The organism is Escherichia sp. WS338, from assembly GCF_046486405.1.
GTDB lineage: Bacteria > Pseudomonadota > Gammaproteobacteria > Enterobacterales > Enterobacteriaceae > Escherichia > Escherichia coli.
On sequence record NZ_JBJQLL010000005.1, the window covers coordinates 185,017 to 207,149 of the forward strand.

Genomic DNA, 22,133 nt, shown 5'->3' on the forward strand with positions numbered 1-22,133 from the left:
CCAGCATTCGGAGTCAACAGTGGTACGGCGTTTAACTTCTCCGCGGCTCGAATTTGAAGCTGCGGCAATTTATGAATATCCCGAACATTTACGTTCATTCCTTAATGACTTACCCACCCGACCAGGGGTGTATCTGTTTCATGGCGAAAGTGACACCATGCCGCTCTATATCGGCAAAAGCGTTAATATCCGCAGTCGGGTGCTTTCTCATTTACGCACCCCGGATGAAGCCGCCATGCTACGGCAATCCCGGCGAATTAGCTGGATCTGCACCGCAGGCGAAATCGGCGCTCTGCTCCTTGAAGCGCGATTAATCAAAGAACAACAGCCGCTGTTTAATAAACGGTTGCGCCGCAATCGCCAGCTCTGTGCCCTGCAATTAAATGAAAAGCGCGTCGATGTGGTGTATGCCAAAGAGGTGGATTTTTCACGAGCCCCCAACTTGTTTGGCCTGTTTGCCAATAGGCGCGCAGCTTTGCAAGCATTGCAGAGCATCGCTGATGAACAAAAACTTTGTTATGGCCTGCTGGGACTGGAACCGTTAAGCCGCGGGCGTGCTTGTTTTCGTTCTGCATTAAAACGTTGCGCTGGGGCGTGTTGCGGTAAAGAGAGCCATGAGGAACATGCGCTACGTTTGCGCCAGTCTCTGGAACGTTTGCGAGTAGTTTGTTGGCCGTGGAATGGTGCGGTGGCGCTGAAAGAACAGCACCCGGAAATGACTCAATATCATATTATTCAAAACTGGCTGTGGCTGGGGGCGGTTAATTCGCTGGAAGAAGCGACAACGTTAATTCGGGCACCCGCCGGGTTTGATCACGACGGTTATAAAATTCTTTGTAAGCCGCTGCTTTCCGGTAACTATGAAATTACTGAACTTGATCCGGTGAATAACCAGCAAGCCAGTTGATTTCACTGAACAACAGTTTACCTTGCGGTTGTAAAAGCCGCAGGGTGTGCCTGCCATCGAACCAGCACGCGCCCTGGTCGGTAGTGAGCAGTTTATCGCCCAGTTGCCACGCGCCGTTAATCACAAACACCACCCCGCCGCGTGAGCCAAAGGTAGTAAACGTACGTTCGGCAATTCTGACTTTCGCCTTACAGACATCCAGGCGTGTCATGATGTTGAAATCCATCGACATCTGCCCTGCCGTCAGTTTCGCTTTAACCACCTGGTCCGCCGCAAAGGCAAAAGGCTGTAACGGCTTTAGGGTATGGTTAAAGCGGTCTGCGCTTTCAAGGAACATCTCGCCGCCTTCCAGCAACGTCACTATCCTTTCCATACCAGGAAACAAAGAAAACTCCCCATTCGCCGCGATGGATGCAATGCTGGCACGCCAGTAAAAATCACGTTTTGCCGGTGGGAAAGTGCAAATTTCGCGCGTTTCACCGGCAGCGTTTCGCCACAAATTCACCGACAATTTACGCATATCAAAGTATTCCATACTCGCTCCCGGCCCGTTCTTTTCATTGTTATCGTTCAGGTAACCGTGGATGGTTATCGGCAACTCGGGTGATTTACGTTAGTGGCGATCAGGCTTTTTTTGCATCTGTTTGAGAACAAAAAAGAAAACCGCCGATCCTGTCCACCGCATTACTGCAAGGTAGTGGACAAGACCGGCGGTCTTACGTTTTTTGGCTGAAAGATTATTCAGCAGTTGCAGGCATTTTACCTTTTGCCGCTGGACGTTCTGTCAGACGCTTCTCAAAATTAGCATTAAATTGCTTTTTCTGTTCCGGCGTCAGGATGTTGTAAATCTTGTTCTGGGTTTCCATGTGCGCCAGCATGTTAGCTTTGCGCTGTTCTTCCATTTTTGCGATCTGCGCTTCAGCTTTTGCTTTATCGAAGGTATCGCTGGCAATGATGTCATGCATTGCGCGGCGTTCTTCCAGCGGCGGACGTTTCATCTGGTCACGCTGGCCTTTCATGATTTCGCGGATCTGCTGTTTCTGCGCGTCGGTCAGGTTCAGGTCTTTGAACATCATGTCCTGATGCGGACCGAACTTGCCTTTGTGGTGCATCATCGGCTTCGCGTCAGCCGGTGCTGAGGTAGTGGTGTCTGCGGCATGGGCCAGGTTAGCCGCGCCAAGAGCCAAGGTAGAGGCAACAAACAGTGCAGTTAATTTACGCATATTCTATATCCTTCCTTTCAGTTATTTATTACGGCTTTCTTAAGTAGCGTGCCGTGTTGACGAGATTAACTTTACTGACTTTAGCGTCAATTAATCAGAGCAACGGTAAAACAATGAAAGTGTAAAAAACACTTTTGCGCCAATTATGGAGAAAAAAAGAAAATTTGATGGAGAGTAATGAGAGAATATTACAACACGATGATTTTGCAGAGATTATGAAGAACTATACCGGATGACTGGTGATAAATAAAGCAAATAACCAGGATTAATCTGTATTAATTTATAAGAAAGTAACTTAATACCCGCAGAATGATTTCTGCGGGTAAGTATTAGCTTATTTTTTCGAGCATTAATCCCGCGCGTAATCCCAACGCTACCAAAGGATTAGGGAATAACACATACTCTACATCATGGGTTACGGTAAAACGTTCCTCCCCGTCCTGCGCCAGCAATGTTCCTTTCTCAAACGGCATAAAATTCAGCGTGTCACTTGCCATATGCATTTCGAAGGACGGCGAGTGGCGAGTAATTTGCGAAACCACCCGATAACGGAGCGGCGGCGTTCTCACGATACCGACACTCTCACCAGATAGCAGCGCAGCAATTGCGCTGGCAGTGACTGCAAACTGGCGAAGATCGTTTTGTCCAAAGGGCAACGCTTTGCCGAGTTCCAGCGTACAGGCCAGCGCGCCAAAATGTCTGGCGCTGAAATGGGTAAACGTACCACCAGGCTCCTGATGGAATACCAGCGCCTCCAGCCCCGCCGCACCCAGCCACGTCAGAAATTTCTCGTCCCAGGGAATGTCGCGTTGCGGTAATACACCGAACTGCGGATGCAAGGAGCCACGAATTGCGGTATGTAGATCAAGGTGCCAGCGCACAGATTCTTTGCCCTGGTCATAAAAATCTTCCAGGCACTGCTCCAGTTCGCGCGCCCGACAGGTTTCCCCGCTTTCAGCAAATAGCTGCCAACGACCGCCAAACATTCGGTTCATATCGCTATGGCAATAACGTTTCCCTTGCTTCAGCGCAGGAGGATTCCCGAGGATCACCAGCAACCGCCAACGTAACGGGATCTCGCCGTGAGATATCGCGCCAAGCAACGCGTCCAGCATTTCCACAGGAGCCGTCTCATTACCGTGGATCCCCGCTGAAATCACCAGTGCGCCTTGCGGTGGCGTTAATGGCGTCAGTTCCAGCACGCCATCGCCCAGCCAGCGCCAGCGAACGCCGTTGATTTCTCGCTCGGTGATAACCGGTTTTTTACCCGTTAAGGTCAGAGCAAGAAAATTATCCATTTCCCCCTCCCTCGCGCTGGAACGGATAAACCGAACCGAGATTCAGTAATTGGCTCAATACATCCAGTGCTTCCCGCCCTTCGCGCAGCAATTGCGGGTCGGCCAGATCGGCAGCAGTAAGGCGATCGCGGTAGTAACGATCCACCCAGTCATTGAGCGCATTAAACAGCGTATCGTTCATCATCACCGCCGGATTCACCGCCCGGCGTTCTTCTTCTGTCAATACCACGCGCAACCGCAGGCACGCCGGGCCGCCGCCATTCGCCATGCTTTCACGTAAATCAAAGACTTTTAGTTCGCTAATCGGGTTGTCAGCGGCAAGGAGTTCATTGAGATAACCCCATACTCCGGCGTGTTTCCGACACTCCTGAGGCAGCACCAACATCATGGAACCATCATCGCGGCTCAGCAGTTGGCTGTTAAACAGATATGTAGACACCGCATCTGACACGGAAACCTGAGTCGCCGGAACTTCTATCGCCATAAAACCGTTCACCCGCGCACGCAGGCTTGCCAGTAACTGTGACTGGCGAGCGAACGCCTGTTGATGGCAAAACAGCACCTGGCGGTTACTCACGGCAATCACGTCATTATGAAAAACGCCCTGGTCGATAACGTCCGGGTTTTGCTGGGCGAAAATCACCTGTTGGGGATTCACCTGATTCAGCCTTGCCACCGCCTCGCTGGCTTCGCGAGTCTGCCGCGCCGGATAACGGGAAGGCCGGGTATCATTGCCTTCTTCTCGCCCGTAGACAAAAAGTTGCATACCCGGTTCACCGTAATGACCGCCGAGACGATTGTGGTTTGCCGCCCCCTCATCACCGAGCAACGCTACCTGCGGCAACGCCGAATGGACACTAAATTTCTCTTCGTCGTTAAAAATCGCTTTTAACAACGATTCGGTGACGGGGGCTTCCAGCGAACGGTGAAATTTATTGTTCAGGTTGGCAACGGTGAGATGCACTTTGCCATCCAGCGTATCGGCAGATGGCGCGATCGTTGCCGCATTGGCTACCCACATTGGCGAAGCGGAGCTGACGCTGGAAAGCCAGTGCGGTGCCTGGCGGGCAACCTTTTCCAGTACCTGCTCATCGCTGCCGCTGAATCCCAACTGACGCAGCACCGGAATAAACGGACGCTCGTGCGGCGGGATCACCGCCTGGGGGAATCCCGCGTCGGCAAGGGCTTTCATTTTCAGTAAGCCCTGCTTCGCCGCCAGTCGCGGGTTAGAGACCTGAAAACGGTGACGGGTGGAGGCTTCATTACCAAACGACAGGCCCGCGTAATGATGCGTCAGCCCTACCAGCCCGTCGAAATTGATTTCCCAGGCGTTCATCGCACCACCTCATCGGAAAAATCCAGCCCGGGGTTAAGCGTTGCGGGCAATGTTAACGAGTCCGACTCCAGACTTGCCATCGGCCAGGCACAATAATCTGCGGCATACCAGGCGCTGGGGCGATGGTTACCGGAAGCGCCAATGCCGCCGAATGGCGCGGTACTGGCAGCACCGGTAAGCGGTTTGTTCCAGTTAACAATCCCCGCCCGTGCCTCCAGCAACAGTTGATCGAATTTTTCCCGCTCGGGGGAAACCAGACCGCAAGAGAGGCCGAAGCGAGTGTTATTCGCCATTCGAATCGCTTCATCGAAATTGTCATAACGCCAGACGCGCAATAACGGCCCAAACACTTCTTCATCCGGCACGCCAGTAACGCCTGTCATTTCAATGATCCCCGGCGTCAGCAACGATGTCCCTGCTTGTAATAAGCGCGGCGCAAGCAGGGTCCGTCCGCCCATCGCCTCCAGTTCCTGCCAGGCAGTAACCACCTGCTGTGCGGCCTGCTCAGAAATCAGCCCGCCAATAAACGGCTGCGGTTCGTCATCCCAACGGCCCGGCGTTAACCGCTGGCTGACGGCAACCAGGCGAGCAAGAAATGCATCGCCCTGCGTTCCACTTTTCAGCAATAAACGGCGGGCGCAGGTGCAGCGTTGCCCGGCAGTGACAAACGCCGACTGAATGGTCAGATGGACAGCGGCATCGATATCCGCCACCTCATCGATAATTAGCGGGTTATTACCGCCCATCTCAAGGGCGAGAATTTTCTCCGGCTGACCGGAAAGCTGGCGATGCAGCTGGTAGCCGGTATTGGCGCTGCCGGTAAACAGCAAGCCGTCGAGATCCTCCAGCGCACTCAGCGCCTGACCCGTTTCACGCCCGCCCTGCACCAGGTTCAGCACGCCCGGCGGCAAGCCAGCCTGCTGCCATAAACGCATTACCGCTTCGCCACTCCACGGTGTCAGTTCGCTGGGTTTAAAGATAATGGTGTTACCTGCCAGCAATGCCGGAACGATATGTCCGTTCGGTAAATGACCGGGGAAATTATACGGCCCAAACACCGCCAGCACGCCGTGCGGGCGATGTCGCAGGCTCGCCGCGCCGTCCGGCATTTCACTACGCTGCTCGCCGGTACGAACGTGATACGCCTTAATTGATATCGCGATTTTATTGATCATCGCCATCACTTCGGTTGCCGCTTCCCAGCGCGGCTTACCCGTTTCTCTGGCAATAATCGCGGTTAATTCGGCTTTATTGCTTTCCAGCAATCCGGCAAAGCGTTCAACTCTTACCTGACGATCGCCAAAGGAGAGACGCGCCCAGCGCGGAAACGCCGCACGGGCAGCCCGACAAGCCTGCCCGACCTGAGCGGCATCGGCATCATTGCCTTGCCATAACACCTCGCCCGATACCGGATTACGCTTCACACGCGATGCGCCCTGGCCCGTAACCCAGTCACCATTGATCCATAAAGTCATGCTGTTTTCTCCTCTGCGCACAGGCGCACCAGACGAACGCGATCCCCGGCGTGGCATTTGAGAGCATCCAGTTGTGCAGCGGTTAATATCAAACGCTCGGTCGCTGGATCGGTACGCACCAGCACCACGCGGAAATGGTGATAATTTTCATTGGCGACCAGGCAGGCCGGGAATTCGCCCTGCGCAGGCTGCCCTTCTGCCACTTCCACCAGCCGACTTTTACGGATGGCGCGCACGCGGTCGATATCACATTCAAGTGTCGGCCCGCCGTCAAAGATGTCGATATAGTTACGGTAGCGAAAACCTTCTTTCTCCAGCACCGCACGGGCAGGCGCGGTTTGCGGATGTACCTGACCGATGACGTCCTGGGCTTCCTGGGATAAAAAGTGGGTATAGATCGGATGTTTCGGCATCAGTTCTGCAATAAACGCCTTTTGCCCGGTGCCGCAGAGAAAATCGGCGCGGCTAAAATCCATCGAAAAGAAGCGTTTACCGAGGCTTTGCCAGAACGGTGAATAGCCGTGTTCGTCAATCACCCCGCGCATTTCAGCAACCACTTTGTCATTAAACTTGTCGCGAAAAGCCGCCATAAACATAAAGCGCGATTTCGACAGCAAATAGCCGTTGCCCTCTTTGCGCCACTCCGGGTCGAGAAACAGCGTGCACAGCTCGCTGCTGCCGGTGTGATCGTTACTGAGAAACAGCGTCGGCAATGCGTTATAGACATTCAGCTCTTTTGAGGCGTGAACCAACGTGCCGACGCGATAGTTGTACCAGGGATCGTTCAGCCCAACTGCCACCTCAATGGCACAAATCCCCGCCACTGTGCCTGTCTCGCTATCTTCCAGCACGAACACATAGCCCTGCTCACTTTTGGGCAGTTCGCCTTGCCAGGTTTTGATTGCCCTTTCGATACGCGCCGAAAGCGTGGCTTCATTGGCGGGAAGCGACGTCAGGCCGCCGCCCGTTTTGCTGGCAAGCTGCATTAACGCTGAGACATCAGTGCGTTCAACGGGACGGATGACCATCATGATGAACCTCCGCTCACAAAGCGTTCACAGGCCACAGCAAAACGATCCAGCCCGGTCGTCACCTCTTCTTCGCTGACATTGAGCGCAGGCGCAAAACGCACCACATTGCCACCCGCAATCAGTACCATCACGCCCGCTTTCGCCGCCTCCTGAGAAATTTGTTTCGCTTGCCCGGCGTAATCCGCATTCAGCACACAGCCAATCAGCAGACCTAATCCGCGAATTTCACTGAACAAACCGCAGCGGTGATTAATGGTATTAAGACGCTCAACAAACCAGTCGTGACGCTGTTTAACGCCATTAAGCATCTCTGGCGTGTTGATGAGATCCAGCACTTTACCTGCCACCGCCGAGGCCAGCGGATTACCGCCATAAGTGGTACCATGTGTGCCCACGGTCATCACGCTGGCGCATTCTTCGGTTGCCAACAGAGCGCCAACGGGGAAACCGCCGCCCAGTGCTTTGGCGGTAGTTAACAGATCGGGCGTCACGCCGTAGTGCATATAGGCATACAGTTCCCCGGTGCGCCCGACGCCGGTTTGTACTTCATCAAAAATCAACAGCGCATTGTGGCGGTCACACAATTCACGCAGACCTTGTAAAAATGCGTTGCTTGCTGGCACCACACCGCCTTCCCCCTGGATGGGTTCGACAATCACCGCACAGGTAGAGTCGTCAATCAGCGCGCTGGCAGAGTTAATATCGTTATATGCGGCATGACGAATATCCGGCGGCAGTGGCGCAAAATCCTGTGAATAGGCTGGCTGACCGCCCGCACTGACGGTAAACAGCGTGCGACCATGAAACGCATTTTTAAACGCCACGATACCGCTCTTATGGCTGCCGTAGCGGTCGTGAGCGAATTTACGCGCCAGTTTTAGCGCCGCTTCGTTGGCTTCCGCACCGGAGTTACAAAAGAAGACGCGATAGGCAAACGTGGCGTCGATCAATTTTTTCGCCAGTCGCAGTACCGGCTCGTTGGTGTAACCGTTGCCGGTATGCCAGAACTTACTCGCCTGTTCGTTCAGCGCCTCACGCAGTTCCGGATGCGCATGGCCCAGCGCGTTCACCGCAATGCCACCCGCGAAGTCGATATACTCTTTCCCCTGCTGATCCCACAAGCGCGAACCTTCGCCACGTACCGGTATAAACGGTGCCGGAGCGTAAACAGGTATCATCCATTCATCAAAGTTTTCACGCGTAATTGGCTGAGACATAGCGACCTCTACAGTAAATAATTCGTTATTTATATGTTAATAATAAGTAATGTTTGCGCTGTAAATGTAGATTGCAGGGTTCGTGCCAGCCAGTGATAAAAGTGCATAAACGGCGGAGGCTAACTGGAAATCAAGGAGTTATAACCAAACCATATGCATTTAAAGTGCATATAAAGTGAATACGTTTGCGATGTGGGTGAATAAAAAGAATAAAAAACGCAATGTTATGCAGAAGTAAAATATAATTCTGGAATTGTGATCATTGACGAAATTTACTGGAAATTACTGCGCCATTCTGACGCAACGCGCACCAAAAGCGGGCATTTTTTGCGCCATCGTTGACATCATTAACAACCATCGATCAAATCACTTAACAACAGGCGGTACGCAAAGCGAAATTCTGCTACCATCCACGCACTCTTTATCTGAATAAATGGCAGCGACTATGAAATTTGTCTCTTTTAATATCAACGGCCTGCGCGCCAGACCTCACCAGCTTGAAGCCATCGTCGAAAAGCACCAACCGGATGTGATTGGCCTGCAGGAGACAAAAGTTCATGACGATATGTTTCCGCTCGAAGAGGTGGCGAAGCTCGGCTACAACGTGTTTTATCACGGGCAGAAAGGCCATTATGGCGTGGCGCTGATGACCAAAGAGACGCCGATTGCCGTGCGTCGCGGCTTTCCCGGTGACGACGAAGAGGCGCAACGGCGGATTATTATGGCGGAAATCCCCTCGCCGCTGGGCAATGTCACCGTGATCAACGGTTACTTCCCGCAGGGTGAAAGCCGCGACCATCCGATAAAATTCCCGGCAAAGGCGCAGTTTTATCAGAATCTGCAAAACTATCTGGAAACCGAACTCAAGCGTGAAAATCCGGTGCTGATTATGGGCGATATGAATATCAGTCCTGGCGACCTGGATATTGGCATTGGCGAAGAGAACCGTAAGCGCTGGCTGCGTACCGGAAAATGTTCTTTCCTTCCGGAGGAACGCGAATGGATGGAGAGACTGATGAGCTGGGGATTGGTTGATACCTTCCGCCATGCGAATCCGCAAACAGCCGATCGTTTCTCATGGTTTGATTACCGCTCAAAAGGTTTTGACGATAACCGTGGTCTGCGCATCGACCTGCTTCTCGCCAGCCAACCGCTGGCAGAATGTTGCGTAGAAACCGGCATCGACTATGAAATCCGCAGCATGGAAAAACCGTCCGATCACGCCCCCGTCTGGGCGACCTTCCGCCGCTAATTTAGCTGTTCTCCTGGCTCAAACTGGGTCAGGAGAATTAACCTTGAGAAAAATCAACAAACTGTCAGTAATGATTTGTTGCCTGCCGTCCTTTGTTATACCGTCACTGCGTTTTTAGTTGTCTGACCACTTCTCTATTATCAAGTTTGATATAGGAAACTCCACGATGAACGCTGAGCGTAAATTTCTTTTTGCCTGTCTTATTTTTGCGCTGGTCATTTACGCTATCCACGCTTTCGGTTTATTCGAGCTGCTCACCGATTTACCTCACTTACTGACACTCATTCGCCAGAGCGGATTGTTCGGTTATAGCCTCTATATTCTGTTATTCATCATTGCCACCCTCTTTCTGTTACCAGGAAGCATACTGGTGATCGCTGGAGGAATAGTTTTTGGCCCGCTCTTAGGGACACTACTATCATTAATTGCCGCCACGCTGGCCTCCTCGTGCTCATTCCTGCTGGCGCGCTGGCTGGGACGTGATTTACTGCTGAAATACGTTGGCCATAGCCATACCTTTCAGGCCATTGAAAAAGGCATTGCGCGTAACGGTATTGATTTTCTTATTCTGACCCGCTTAATCCCGTTGTTTCCTTACAATATTCAAAATTACGCTTACGGATTAACCACAATCGCCTTCTGGCCTTATACCCTTATTTCAGCACTCACGACTCTGCCCGGTATTGTTATTTATACCGTGATGGCAAGCGATCTCGCCAATGAAGGCATTACGCTGCGCTTTATTTTACAACTCTGTCTGGCGGGCCTGGCGCTGTTTATTCTCGTCCAGCTCGCAAAACTCTACGCCCGACACAAACATGTGGATCTGTCTGCTTCGCGCCGCAGCCCACTTACTCACCCCAAAAATGAAGGATAGAACGATGTTGCAACATTATTCAGTGTCATGGAAAAAAGGACTGACTGCACTCTGCTTACTGGCTGTTGCTGGGCTTAGCGGCTGCGATCAAAAAGAGAATGCGGCGGCAAAAGTGGAATACGACGGACTTTCGAACAGCCAACCGCTGCGTGTCGATGCCAATAACCATACGGTAACCATGCTGGTGCAAATTAATGGTCGTTTTCTCACCGACGACACTCGTCACGGTATTGTGTTTAAAGATGGCTCCAACGGACATAAATCGCTGTTTATGGGTTATGCGACCCCGAAAGCATTTTATGAAGCCCTGAAAGAGGCAGGTGGTACACCGGGCGAAAACATGACGATGGATAATAAAGAAACGACCCACGTCGCAGGTAGCAAACTGGATATTTCGGTCAACTGGCAAGGGGCGGCAAAAGCGTATTCCTTCGATGAAGTGATTGTTGACAGTAATGGCAAGAAACTGGACATGCGCTTTGGCGGTAATTTAACGGCAGCAGAAGAGAAGAAAACGGGCTGCCTGGTGTGTCTGGATAGCTGCCCGGTCGGCATCGTCAGCAATGCAACATACACTTATGGTGCGGTTGAAAAACGAGGTGAAGTTAAATTCAAAGGCAATGCCTCGGTTCTCCCGGCGGATAACACGCTGGCAACGGTTACCTTTAAAATCACCGAATAAAGCCAGGATAAAGGATGATGAAGATGCAATCGCGAAAAATCTGGTACTACCGTATAACCCTCATCATCCTGTTGTTCGCTATGCTGCTGGCATGGGCGCTGCTTCCCGGCGTCCATGAGTTTATCAATCGCAGCGTTGCGGCGTTTGCCGCCGTGGACCAACAGGGTATAGAACGCTTTATTCAGTCTTACGGCGCACTAGCGGCAGTTGTCTCGTTCTTGTTGATGATTTTACAGGCCATTGCTGCACCGCTACCTGCGTTTTTGATCACCTTTGCCAATGCGTCGCTGTTTGGCGCGTTCTGGGGCGGCTTGCTGTCGTGGACCAGTTCGATGGCGGGCGCTGCGCTGTGCTTTTTTATCGCCAGAGTGATGGGCCGCGAAGTGGTGGAAAAATTAACCGGCAAAACCGTACTTGACAGTATGGACGGCTTTTTCACTCGCTACGGCAAACACACCATCCTGGTCTGTCGGTTATTGCCTTTTGTCCCTTTCGATCCAATCAGCTATGCTGCCGGTTTGACTTCAATACGTTTTCGCTCGTTTTTTATCGCCACCGGGCTTGGTCAATTACCGGCGACTATTGTTTATTCCTGGGCGGGCAGCATGTTAACAGGCGGAACTTTCTGGTTTGTCACCGGACTGTTTATTCTGTTTGCCCTGACCGTGGTGATTTTTATGGCGAAGAAAATATGGCTTGAGCGCCAGAAGAGGAATGCCTGATGGGTTTACCGCCGCTTAGCAAAATTCCTTTCATTTTACGTCCGCAGGCGTGGCTGCATCGTCGCCATTACGGCGAGGTGCTAAGCCCCATTCGCTGGTGGGGGCGAATTCCGTTTATCTTTTATCTGGTGTCGATGTTTGTCGGCTGGCTGGAGCGCAAACGCTCACCGCTGGATCCGGTAGTGCGATCGCTTGTCAGCGCGCGCATTGCGCAAATGTGTCTGTGTGAGTTTTGCGTGGATATCACCAGTATGAAAGTCGCCGAGCGCACTGGCAGCACCGATAAACTGCTGGCAGTGGCTGACTGGCGGCAAAGCCCGCTCTTTAGCGATGAAGAACGGCTGGTGCTGGAGTACGCCGAAGCCGCAAGCGTAACGCCGCCAACGGTCGATGATGCCCTGCGCGCCCGACTGGCTGCGCATTTTGACGCCCAGGCGCTCACCGAACTGACGGCATTGATCGGCCTGCAAAACCTGTCAGCCCGTTTTAATTCTGCCATGGACATTCCCGCTCAGGGGCTGTGCCGTATTCCTGAAAACGTTCTTAAGGAGAGATGATGCGCCATTGTGGGTGGTTGCTGGGATTGTTATCGCTGTTTTCTTTGGCAACACATGCCAGTGACTGGCAGGAAATCAAAAACGACGCCAAAGGGCAAACCGTCTGGTTTAACGCCTGGGGCGGCGATACCGCAATTAACCGCTATCTCGACTGGGTTAGCGGCGAGATGAAAACCCATTACGCTATAAACCTGAAGATTGTTCGTCTGGCGGATGCCGCAGACGCGGTGAAGCGCATTCAGACCGAAGCCGCAGCCGGACGTAAAACGGGCGGCTCGGTGGATCTGCTCTGGGTGAACGGCGAAAACTTCCGCACCTTAAAAGAGGCCAATTTATTACAAACGGGCTGGGCGGAGACTCTGCCCAACTGGCGCTATGTCGATACACAGCTTCCGGTGCGGGAAGATTTTTCAGTGCCTACAGAAGGGGCTGAATCGCCCTGGGGCGGCGCACAACTGACGTTTATCGCCCGCCGCGATGTTACGCCACAGCCACCACAAACGCCGCAAGCCTTACTGGAGTTTGCTAAAGCCAATCCCGGCACGGTTACCTATCCGCGCCCACCGGACTTTACCGGCACGGCGTTTCTTGAACAGTTGCTGATTATGCTAACGCCAGATCCCACAGCATTAAAAGAAGCGCCGGACGATGCGACTTTCGCCCGCGTCACTGCGCCCTTGTGGCAATATCTTGATGCACTGCATCCGTATTTGTGGCGCAAAGGAAAGGATTTCCCGCCTTCGCCCGCGCGGATGGATGCTCTGCTGAAAGCTAACACATTGCGCCTGTCGCTGACCTTTAACCCTGCACATGCGCAGCAAAAAATCGCCAGCGGCGATTTGCCTGCAAGCAGTTACAGTTTTGGTTTTCGCGAGGGGATGATTGGCAACGTCCATTTCGTCACCATTCCTGCCAACGCGAATGCCAGTGCTGCGGCGAAGGTAGTTGCCAATTTCCTGCTCTCACCCGATGCGCAACTGCGTAAAGCAGATCCCGCTGTCTGGGGCGATCCTTCTGTTCTCGATCCGCAAAAACTGCCTGACGGGCAGCGCGAATCATTGCAATCGAGAATGCCGCAGGATCTGCCGCCGGTACTGGCTGAACCGCACGCAGGTTGGGTAAATGCGCTGGAACAAGAATGGCTACACCGTTACGGTACGCATTAATCTTTTTGCTGTGGGCGATGATGGCGGTGATTTATGCACCGCTGATCCCGGCAGTTCTCACGCTGATATCGCCTGCTTTGTCGTTGACGCACTGGCAGGCGTTATTTGCCGATCCACAGTTACCGCAGGCATTACTGGCAACGCTGGTGTCGACAACCATTGCGGCGGTCGGGGCGTTGTTGATTGCCCTGCTGGTGATTGTGGCGTTGTGGCCAGGGCCGAAATGGCAGCGTATGTGCGCCCGGCTGCCGTGGCTGCTCGCCATTCCCCATATGGCTTTTGCCACCAGCGCCCTTCTGCTCTTTGCTGACGGAGGGCTGCTTTATGACTATTTCCCGTATTTCACTCCGCCAATGGACCGATTTGGCATCGGTCTGGGCCTCACCCTCGCAGTGAAAGAAAGCGCATTTCTGCTGTGGATCTTAGCGGCAGTATTGAGCGAAAAACGGCTGTTGCAGCAAGTTATTGTACTGGATTCGCTGGGCTACAGCCGCTGGCAATGCCTGAACTGGCTGCTGTTGCCCTCTGTCGCGCCTGCGCTGGCAATGGCGATGCTGGCGATTGTGGCCTGGTCGCTGTCGGTCGTGGATGTGGCGATTATCCTTGGGCCAGGTAATCCCCCGACGCTGGCGGTAATTAGCTGGCAGTGGTTAACTCAGGGCGACGCCGATCAACAAACGAAAGGTGCACTCGCCAGCCTGCTGCTGATGCTGTTACTCGCCGCCTACGTTTTGCTGGGCTATCTGCTATGGCGTGGCTGGCGGCGTACTATTCCCCGCGTAGATGGCGTTCGTAAGCCTGCCACGCCTTTATTGCCAGGCAATACGCTGGCGAGTTTTTTACCCTTAACCGGTGTGCTGTGTGTGGTTCTGCTGGCGATCCTCGCGGATCAGTCGACGATCAATAGTGAAGCGCTCATCAACAGCCTGACAATGGGGCTGGTGGCGGCATTCATCGCTTTGCTCCTGTTACTGCTGTGGCTGGAATGGGGGCCACAACGTCGCCGGTTGTGGCTATGGTTGCCCATTTTATTACCCGCTCTGCCGCTGGTAGCGGGCCAGTACACGCTGGCGCTATGGCTAAACCTGGATGGAAGCTGGACGGCGGTGGTCTGGGGGTATCTGCTGTGGGTAATGCCGTGGATGCTGTTTATCCTGCAACCCGCCTGGCAGCGCATTGATTCACGGTTAATTTTGATTGCGCAAACACTGGGCTGGGCGCGGGGCGTTTTCCGACGCTCACCACTGAAGCGGTGGCATTAAGCAGCGGCGGCAGCAACGGCATTCTCGCCGCCCAGGCTTTATGGCAACTGCTATTACCGCTTATTATTTTTGCCCTGACCGCGTTAGTCGCAAAATGGGTAGGTTATGTCAGACAAGGACTCCGCTAATGCTCTGCGTGAAAAATGTTTCGCTACGTTTACCAGAAAGCCGCTTGCTGACAAACGTTAACTTTACGGTGGATAAAGGTGACATTGTCACGTTAATGGGGCCGTCTGGCTGTGGAAAATCCACTCTGTTTTCATGGATGATTGGTGGACTGGCCGGACAGTTTTCTTGTACAGGGGAGCTATGGCTCAATGAGCAACGGATTGACATGCTACCCACCGCACAGCGTCAGATTGGCATTCTTTTCCAGGATGCACTGTTATTTGACCAGTTCAGCGTCGGGCAAAATTTACTGCTGGCGCTACCGGCGACACTTAAAGGGAATGCCCGACGTAATGCCGTGAATGATGCACTTGAGCGTTCAGGCCTTGACGGAGCTTTCCATCAGGATCCTGCTACTTTGTCTGGCGGTCAGCGAGCGCGCGTTGCTCTGCTACGCGCCCTTCTCGCCCAGCCAAAAGCGTTACTCCTGGATGAGCCATTCAGCCGTCTAGATGTGGCTCTGCGCGATAATTTTCGCCAGTGGGTGTTCAGCGAAGTTCGCGCCCAGGCGATCCCCGTCGTTCAGGTAACGCACGATCTCCAGGATGTTCCTGCTGATAGTTCTGTTCTGGATATGGCGCAGTGGTCAGAAAATTACAACAAACTGCGATAACGCAAAGTTTTTCTCAATGCGTCAGTTCAGAATGGCGCACTCAAAACTACAATGTCGGGATTTTCGATGAAACGTGTTTCTCAAATGACCGCGCTGGCAATGGCTTTAGGGCTGGCTTGCGCTTCTTCGTGGGCCGCTGAACTGGCGAAGCCTCTTACACTTGACCAGCTTCAACAACAAAATGGCAAAGCGATAGATACTCGCCCCAGCGCGTTTTATAACGGCTGGCCACAAACCTTAAATGGCCCTTCTGGTCATGAACCTGCCGCCTTAAACCTCTCTGCTAACTGGCTCGACAAAATGAGCACCGAACAGCTCAACGAGTGGATCAAGCAACATAACCTGAAAGCCGATGCTCCGGTGGCGCTGTACGGTAATGACAAAGATGTCGACGCCGTCAAAAAGCGACTGCAAAAAGCAGGTTTTACGCATATCTCCATTCTGAGTGACGCGCTAAGCGAACCTTCCCGTCTGCAAAAACTGCCGCATTTTGAGCAGCTGGTTTATCCGCAATGGCTGCACGACCTGCAACAAGGTAAAGAGGTTACGGCGAAACCTGCCGGTGACTGGAAAGTCATTGAAGCGGCCTGGGGCGCTCCTAAGCTTTACCTTATCAGCCATATTCCCGGCGCTGACTACATCGATACCAACGAAGTGGAAAGCGAACCGCTGTGGAACAAAGTTTCTGATGAACAACTAAAAGCGATGCTGGCAAAACACGGCATTCGCCATGACACCACGGTCATTCTGTACGGGCGTGACGTATACGCTGCAGCGCGTGTGGCACAAATTATGCTCTACGCTGGCGTGAAAGATGTCCGCCTGCTGGACGGCGGCTGGCAAACCTGGTCCGACGCGGGACTGCCCGTTGAGCGCGGAACGCCACCGAAAGTGAAAGCGGAACCGGATTTCGGCGTGAAGATCCCGGCACAACCGCAACTGATGCTTGATATGGAACAGGCGCGTGGACTGCTGCATCGCCAGGATGCCTCGCTGGTGAGCATTCGTTCGTGGCCAGAATTTATCGGTACGACCAGCGGTTACAGCTATATTAAACCAAAAGGTGAAATAGCCGGAGCACGTTGGGGACACGCTGGTAGCGACTCGACGCATATGGAAGATTTCCATAACCCGGATGGCACCATGCGTAGCGCCGATGATATTACCGCCATGTGGAAAGCATGGAATATCAAGCCAGATCAGCAAGTTTCATTCTACTGCGGCACCGGCTGGCGCGCGTCCGAAACCTTTATGTACGCACGCGCAATGGGCTGGAATAACGTCTCCGTTTATGACGGTGGCTGGTACGAATGGAGCAGCGATCCAAAAAATCCGGTAGCAACCGGTGAACGCGGCCCGGACAGCAGTAAATAACATTGCAATTACTGACGCTGGAGCGACTTCAGCGTCAGATACCCACTCCACACCCGCGTAAAGGTCGTCATCCAGCACAACGCACCAAATACCCACGCAAACCACGGAAAACAGGCCGGAAAGAGGCAACTCAGAACAAACAGCAAAATCGTCTCGCTGCCTTCGGTTAAGCCGCCCAGATAATAAAACGATTTATGCGCATAACCGGGATTATCAATCTGATGTTTCGCCGCCAGCGCAGCAAAAGCGAGAAAACTGCTGCCCGTGCCGATAAACGCAAACAGCAGCCAGCCTCCGGCCAGCGCGTTTTGCTCCGGTGCGGCGAGGATAAACCCAAAAGGCACCATCGCGTAAAAAAGAAAATCGAGAGAAATATCGAGAAAGCCGCCCGCGTCGGTAAGCCCTCTGCGCCGCGCCAGCGCACCGTCCAGACCATCAAGCAGACGATTCAACAAAATGACGATTAGCGCCGCCAGATACCAGCCCAGCGCCAGAAAAGGCAGTGCCAGCACGCCGATGGCAAATCCCATTAATGTTAAACCATCTGGCGTAATGCCCGGTTTATCAAGAACCCGCACGCACTGATGCAACAACGGTTTAATCCGGGGATGAAGATGGCGGTCTAGCACAGGCACTCCTTAAATATAAAGCCTTTCCGATTGAGCAACAGTGCGGATATTATGGCATTTTTCGCTTATCTGCCCGTGTGTAATTTATGAAAATGATTGAAGTTGTTGCCGCCATCATTGAACGTGATGGCAAAATTTTACTCGCGCAACGCCCCGCCCAGAGCGATCAGGCGGGATTATGGGAGTTTGCCGGTGGTAAAGTCGAGCCGGATGAAAGCCAGCGGCAGGCGCTGGTGCGTGAGTTAAACGAAGAACTGGGCATCGAAGCAACTGTTGGTGACTATGTTGCCAGCCATCAGCGAGAAGTTTCGGGGCGGATTATCCATCTTCATGCCTGGCACGTACCCGACTTCCACGGGACGTTACAGGCACATGAACATCAGGCGCTGGTCTGGTGCTCACCTGAAGAGGCGCTGCAATATCCGCTGGCCCCTGCTGACATTCCATTATTAGAGGCGTTTATGGCTTTACGCGCCGCCAGACCAGCGGATTAGTGCTAAGGGTTTTGTCATCCCGTTGGCATTGCAGCAGTATTCCTTCGGCTTTAATTACCGCCCCTTCAGAATAATTTTGATCCTGATAAACGCAGCACTGAGTACAGGGCTGCGCTGACTGCCCGCCTGAACTGAACACTTCTGGCGGTACGTTTACCTCCACGTCCGGATGATAATGCGGGTTAGCCAGTGTAATTAATGGAAATGCTAATACTACGGCGATCAATGCTCGACTCACAGGGAACTCCTTAACGTTATTGTCTCTTCTACAGATAACGGTAGCCGGGCGGCAAAACTTTAGCGTCTGAGTTATCGCATTTGGTTATGAGATTACTCTCGTTATTAATTTGCTTTCCTGGGTCATTTTTTTCTTGCTTACCGTCACATTCTTGATGGTATAGTCGAAAACTGCAAAAGCACATGACATAAACAACATAAGCATAATCGTATTAATATATAAGGGTTTTATATCTATGGATCAGACATATTCTCTGGAGTCATTCCTCAACCATGTCCAAAAGCGCGACCCGAATCAAACCGAGTTCGCGCAAGCCGTTCGTGAAGTAATGACCACACTCTGGCCTTTTCTTGAACAAAATCCAAAATATCGCCAGATGTCATTACTGGAGCGTCTGGTTGAACCGGAGCGCGTGATCCAGTTTCGCGTGGTATGGGTTGATGATCGCAACCAGGTGCAGGTCAACCGCGCATGGCGCGTGCAATTCAGCTCCGCTATCGGTCCGTACAAAGGCGGTATGCGCTTCCACCCTTCAGTAAACCTTTCCATTCTCAAATTCCTCGGCTTCGAGCAAACCTTTAAAAATGCCCTGACAACCCTGCCGATGGGCGGTGGTAAAGGCGGCAGCGATTTCGACCCGAAAGGGAAAAGCGAAGGCGAAGTTATGCGTTTTTGCCAGGCGCTGATGACTGAACTGTATCGCCACCTGGGCGCGGATACTGACGTTCCGGCAGGTGATATCGGCGTTGGTGGTCGTGAAGTCGGCTTTATGGCGGGGATGATGAAAAAGCTCTCCAACAATACCGCCTGCGTCTTCACCGGTAAGGGCCTTTCATTTGGCGGCAGTCTTATTCGCCCGGAAGCTACCGGCTACGGTCTGGTTTATTTCACCGAAGCAATGCTAAAACGCCACGGTATGGGTTTTGAAGGGATGCGAGTTTCCGTTTCTGGCTCCGGCAACGTCGCCCAATACGCTATCGAAAAAGCGATGGAATTTGGTGCTCGTGTGATCACTGCGTCAGACTCCAGCGGCACTGTAGTTGATGAAAGCGGATTCACGAAAGAGAAACTGGCACGTCTTATCGAAATCAAAGCCAGCCGCGATGGTCGAGTGGCAGATTACGCCAAAGAATTTGGTCTGGTCTATCTCGAAGGCCAACAGCCGTGGTCTGTACCGGTTGATATCGCCCTGCCTTGCGCCACCCAGAACGAACTGGATGTTGACGCCGCGCATCAGCTTATCGCCAATGGCGTTAAAGCCGTCGCCGAAGGGGCAAATATGCCGACCACCATCGAAGCGACTGAACTGTTCCAGCAGGCAGGCGTACTGTTTGCACCGGGTAAAGCGGCTAATGCTGGCGGTGTAGCAACGTCAGGCCTTGAAATGGCGCAAAACGCTGCGCGCCTGGGCTGGAAAGCCGAGAAAGTTGACGCACGTTTGCATCACATCATGCTGGATATCCACCATGCCTGTGTTGAGCATGGTGGTGAAGGTGAGCAAACCAACTACGTGCAGGGGGCGAACATTGCCGGTTTTGTGAAGGTTGCGGATGCGATGTTAAGCCAGGGCGTGATTTAAGACAATTGTGCCGGATACAGCGCAAACGCCTTATCCGGCCATAAAAATCTTCAGTATCAGATGGTTGAAAGAACCTTTATGTTATCACTCCATTGCCCGCCTCTTCTGATGGCGGGCTTTTTTTCGGCGCTCTCTTGCGTGGCGAATCCTTTTTCTTCCCTTCTCCACCGCCGGGAGCCATTATTCCCCGAAACTGCCTTACCGACGTGCGCTTTGCCTGATCAATCAACTGGTACAATGTCCCCACCAGCGGCTGCATAAAGTCCTGATAGCGACACTGCTTTTCGCTGATTTGCGTCAGCACCGATTCCCAGTGCGCGGTCATGTCCGGTCGCGTCGCCATTTCTGGCAGCGAATGGAATAGCGCTTTTCCGGCGTCGGTGGAGTGGATATAGCGCCCTTTTTTGGTCAGGAAGCCTCGCTTGAACAGCAGTTCAATAATCCCGGCGCGAGTCGCTTCTGTCCCCAGACCATCGGTCGCACGAAGGATCTTTTTCAGATCTTTGTCCTGCACAAAACGTGCTATCCCGGTCATCGCTGAAAGCAGTGTTGCATCGGTAAAATGGCGCGGCGGCTGGGTTTGCCGCTCTACCACTTCACCTTTTTCACACAGCAACTCATCGCCTTTCGCCACCACAGGCAGCGGCGTGCCGTCGTTTTCTTCATCGCGCTCTTTGCTGCCTAACAGTGTGCGCCAGCCTGCTTCAGCAAGAAAACGGGCTTTAGCGACAAATTTGCCTTTGGCAATGTCCAGTTCGATAACACACTTGCGGAACACCGCATCCGGGCAGAACTGCATCAAATACTGACGGGCAATCAGGTTATAGACCTTCGCTTCGTTCTCCGTCAGGTTGATCGCAGAACTCCGTGCGGTCGGGATGATGGCGTGGTGCGCATCGACCTTTTTGTCATCCCAGCAGCGGTTGCGTATATCTGGATCGACAACTGGCTGCGGTAACAAGTCCGGTGCATGAACGCTGATGGCATTCATCACTGCGTGGCGTCCGGCAAAATGCTCTTCCGGCAGATAGCGACAATCGGAACGCGGATAAGTGATTAGCTTGTGCGTTTCGTACAACTTCTGGCAGATATCAAGCACGTTCTGCGCACTCAGACCAAAGCGTTTTGCCGCTTCAATCTGCAACGCCGAAAGCGAAAACGGCAGCGGTGCGGATTCTGATTCCCGTTTATCGTTATAGCTGGTGACAATAGCCGGTTGGCCGCTGATGCGGTTGACCACATGCTCCGCCAGCGGACGATGTAACAAGCGCCCTTCTTCATCCTGATAAGGTTCACACGCTTCGCTCGGTTGCCAGATAGCGGTAAACCGCTCATCGGCAGGTGTCACGATATGCGCTTTGACTTCAAAGAAATCTTTCGCCACGAAGTTTTCAATCTCTTCGTCGCGGCGCACTACCAGCCCGAGCACGGGCGTCTGCACGCGTCCCACGGAAAGTACGCCCTGATAACCCGCATTGCGACCGAGAATGGTGTAAGCGCGGGTCATATTGATGCCGTACAGCCAGTCAGCTCGGGCTCGCGCCAGTGCAGAAACGCACAGCGGTACAAACTCGCTATTGGAGCGAAGACGATCGATCGCCCGCTCAACCGCCTGCGGGTTCAGGTCGTTTATCAAGCAACGCTGTACCTGCTGGCGCTTTTCCGGTGCCAGTTGCAGATAGTCCAGCACTTCATCCACCAGCAATTGCCCTTCGCGATCCGGGTCTCCGGCGTGAACGATTTCGCTGGCTTCATGCAGGAAGCGTTTGATGACATTAAGTTGTTTAGTCACGGAGGGTCGGGGCTGTAATTGCCACTTTTCCGGGACAATTGGCAAATCCGCAAGATTCCAGCGCGCATAGCGGCTGTCGTAGGCGTCTGGCTGCGCCTGCTCAAGCAGGTGACCGATACACCAGGTCACCACCTGACCATTACCGCACTCGATAAAGCCATCGCCTTTCCGGTGCGGTTTAGGCAGGACATCAGCAATGGCGCGCGCCAGACTCGGTTTTTCGGCAATAAACAACCGCATT

The 22,133-nt window shown here is 53.0% G+C and carries 21 protein-coding genes and 1 pseudogene; 12 read left to right on the top strand and 10 right to left on the bottom strand.

Annotated elements, in window-relative coordinates; all coding sequences use genetic code 11:
- Positions 1 to 19 precede the first annotated feature (19 nt).
- Positions 20 to 907 (top strand): excinuclease Cho, encoded by an 888-nt coding sequence (gene cho, locus ACJHWT_RS06415; protein WP_000252384.1) that lies wholly within the window; start codon positions 20 to 22, stop codon positions 905 to 907.
- Here cho and ves read toward each other — a convergent pair.
- The 7 genes from ves to astC all read right to left on the bottom strand — a co-directional run bounded on the left by ves (position 867) and on the right by astC (position 8,487).
- Positions 867 to 1,442: an environmental stress-induced protein Ves gene (gene ves / locus ACJHWT_RS06420; RefSeq protein WP_001317869.1), complete on the bottom strand. Its 576-nt coding sequence runs from the start codon at positions 1,440 to 1,442 to the stop codon at positions 867 to 869. The genes cho and ves overlap by 41 nt on opposite strands.
- Positions 1,443 to 1,644: 202 nt before the next feature.
- Positions 1,645 to 2,130 (bottom strand): ATP-independent periplasmic protein-refolding chaperone Spy, encoded by a 486-nt coding sequence (gene spy / locus ACJHWT_RS06425; protein WP_001228990.1) that lies wholly within the window; start codon positions 2,128 to 2,130, stop codon positions 1,645 to 1,647.
- A gap of 329 nt (positions 2,131 to 2,459) precedes the next feature.
- Entirely contained in the window at positions 2,460 to 3,428 is a 969-nt protein-coding gene (gene astE, locus ACJHWT_RS06430; protein WP_000368506.1) for a succinylglutamate desuccinylase, read from the bottom strand.
- A complete protein-coding gene (gene astB / locus ACJHWT_RS06435; RefSeq protein ID WP_000994949.1) occupies positions 3,421 to 4,764 on the bottom strand; it encodes an N-succinylarginine dihydrolase in 1,344 nt (447 codons plus the stop codon). Before astB ends, astE begins: the two co-directional genes overlap by 8 nt.
- Entirely contained in the window at positions 4,761 to 6,239 is a 1,479-nt protein-coding gene (gene astD / locus ACJHWT_RS06440; protein WP_000177336.1) for a succinylglutamate-semialdehyde dehydrogenase, read from the bottom strand. The genes astB and astD overlap by 4 nt, the downstream gene beginning before the upstream one ends.
- Positions 6,236 to 7,270 carry an arginine N-succinyltransferase gene (astA, locus tag ACJHWT_RS06445; protein WP_000989455.1) on the bottom strand — a complete coding sequence of 345 codons (1,035 nt, stop codon included), beginning with the start codon at positions 7,268 to 7,270 and terminating at the stop codon, positions 6,236 to 6,238. The genes astD and astA overlap by 4 nt, the downstream gene beginning before the upstream one ends.
- Positions 7,267 to 8,487 carry a succinylornithine/acetylornithine transaminase gene (gene astC / locus ACJHWT_RS06450; RefSeq protein ID WP_000082012.1) on the bottom strand — a complete coding sequence of 407 codons (1,221 nt, stop codon included), beginning with the start codon at positions 8,485 to 8,487 and terminating at the stop codon, positions 7,267 to 7,269. The genes astA and astC overlap by 4 nt, the downstream gene beginning before the upstream one ends.
- 445 nt (positions 8,488 to 8,932) lie before the next feature.
- Here astC and xthA point away from each other — a divergent pair, with 445 nt between their 5' ends.
- From xthA to ynjE, 9 genes and pseudogenes are all read left to right on the top strand, one after another.
- Positions 8,933 to 9,739 carry an exodeoxyribonuclease III gene (gene xthA / locus ACJHWT_RS06455; RefSeq protein ID WP_000673945.1) on the top strand — a complete coding sequence of 269 codons (807 nt, stop codon included), beginning with the start codon at positions 8,933 to 8,935 and terminating at the stop codon, positions 9,737 to 9,739.
- Between the two features lie 166 nt (positions 9,740 to 9,905).
- Positions 9,906 to 10,616: a TVP38/TMEM64 family protein gene (locus ACJHWT_RS06460; protein WP_001317870.1), complete on the top strand. Its 711-nt coding sequence runs from the start codon at positions 9,906 to 9,908 to the stop codon at positions 10,614 to 10,616.
- 4 nt (positions 10,617 to 10,620) lie between these two features.
- Complete coding sequence (gene ydjY, locus ACJHWT_RS06465) at positions 10,621 to 11,298, top strand: lipoprotein YdjY (protein ID WP_000939220.1); 678 nt, start codon at positions 10,621 to 10,623, stop codon at positions 11,296 to 11,298.
- A gap of 14 nt (positions 11,299 to 11,312) precedes the next feature.
- Entirely contained in the window at positions 11,313 to 12,020 is a 708-nt protein-coding gene (locus ACJHWT_RS06470; protein ID WP_000977128.1) for a TVP38/TMEM64 family protein, read from the top strand.
- Positions 12,020 to 12,577 carry a carboxymuconolactone decarboxylase family protein gene (locus ACJHWT_RS06475; RefSeq protein WP_000524087.1) on the top strand — a complete coding sequence of 186 codons (558 nt, stop codon included), beginning with the start codon at positions 12,020 to 12,022 and terminating at the stop codon, positions 12,575 to 12,577. The genes ACJHWT_RS06470 and ACJHWT_RS06475 overlap by 1 nt, the downstream gene beginning before the upstream one ends.
- The gene (locus tag ACJHWT_RS06480) at positions 12,577 to 13,743 is read left to right on the top strand and encodes an ABC transporter substrate-binding protein (RefSeq protein WP_001215288.1); all 1,167 of its coding nucleotides are present in this window, start codon (positions 12,577 to 12,579) and stop codon (positions 13,741 to 13,743) included. The genes ACJHWT_RS06475 and ACJHWT_RS06480 overlap by 1 nt, the downstream gene beginning before the upstream one ends.
- Positions 13,716 to 15,133 (top strand): annotated as a pseudogene (locus ACJHWT_RS06485) (thiamine ABC transporter permease). The gene ACJHWT_RS06480 and the pseudogene ACJHWT_RS06485 overlap by 28 nt, the downstream one beginning before the upstream one ends.
- Positions 15,133 to 15,786 (top strand): ATP-binding cassette domain-containing protein, encoded by a 654-nt coding sequence (locus tag ACJHWT_RS06490; protein WP_001317871.1) that lies wholly within the window; start codon positions 15,133 to 15,135, stop codon positions 15,784 to 15,786. The pseudogene ACJHWT_RS06485 and the gene ACJHWT_RS06490 overlap by 1 nt, the downstream one beginning before the upstream one ends.
- A 66-nt stretch (positions 15,787 to 15,852) precedes the next feature.
- Positions 15,853 to 17,160: a thiosulfate sulfurtransferase YnjE gene (gene ynjE / locus ACJHWT_RS06495; RefSeq protein WP_001317872.1), complete on the top strand. Its 1,308-nt coding sequence runs from the start codon at positions 15,853 to 15,855 to the stop codon at positions 17,158 to 17,160.
- A gap of 8 nt (positions 17,161 to 17,168) precedes the next feature.
- On the opposite strand, the gene ACJHWT_RS06500 is transcribed toward ynjE, so the two are convergent.
- Complete coding sequence (locus ACJHWT_RS06500) at positions 17,169 to 17,789, bottom strand: CDP-alcohol phosphatidyltransferase family protein (protein ID WP_001317873.1); 621 nt, start codon at positions 17,787 to 17,789, stop codon at positions 17,169 to 17,171.
- 86 nt (positions 17,790 to 17,875) lie between these two features.
- Here ACJHWT_RS06500 and nudG point away from each other — a divergent pair, with 86 nt between their 5' ends.
- Entirely contained in the window at positions 17,876 to 18,283 is a 408-nt protein-coding gene (gene nudG, locus ACJHWT_RS06505; protein WP_000781885.1) for a CTP pyrophosphohydrolase, read from the top strand.
- On the opposite strand, the gene ACJHWT_RS06510 is transcribed toward nudG, so the two are convergent.
- Entirely contained in the window at positions 18,249 to 18,521 is a 273-nt protein-coding gene (locus ACJHWT_RS06510) for a YnjH family protein (RefSeq protein ID WP_000085248.1), read from the bottom strand. The genes nudG and ACJHWT_RS06510 overlap by 35 nt on opposite strands.
- Before the next feature lie 235 nt (positions 18,522 to 18,756).
- Between ACJHWT_RS06510 and gdhA the strand changes: the two genes are divergently transcribed.
- Complete coding sequence (gene gdhA / locus ACJHWT_RS06515; protein ID WP_000373044.1) at positions 18,757 to 20,100, top strand: NADP-specific glutamate dehydrogenase; 1,344 nt, start codon at positions 18,757 to 18,759, stop codon at positions 20,098 to 20,100.
- 76 nt (positions 20,101 to 20,176) lie between these two features.
- On the opposite strand, the gene topB is transcribed toward gdhA, so the two are convergent.
- The gene (gene topB / locus ACJHWT_RS06520) at positions 20,177 to 22,132 is read right to left on the bottom strand and encodes a DNA topoisomerase III (RefSeq protein WP_001235805.1); all 1,956 of its coding nucleotides are present in this window, start codon (positions 22,130 to 22,132) and stop codon (positions 20,177 to 20,179) included.
- Between the last annotated feature and the right edge of the window lies 1 nt (position 22,133).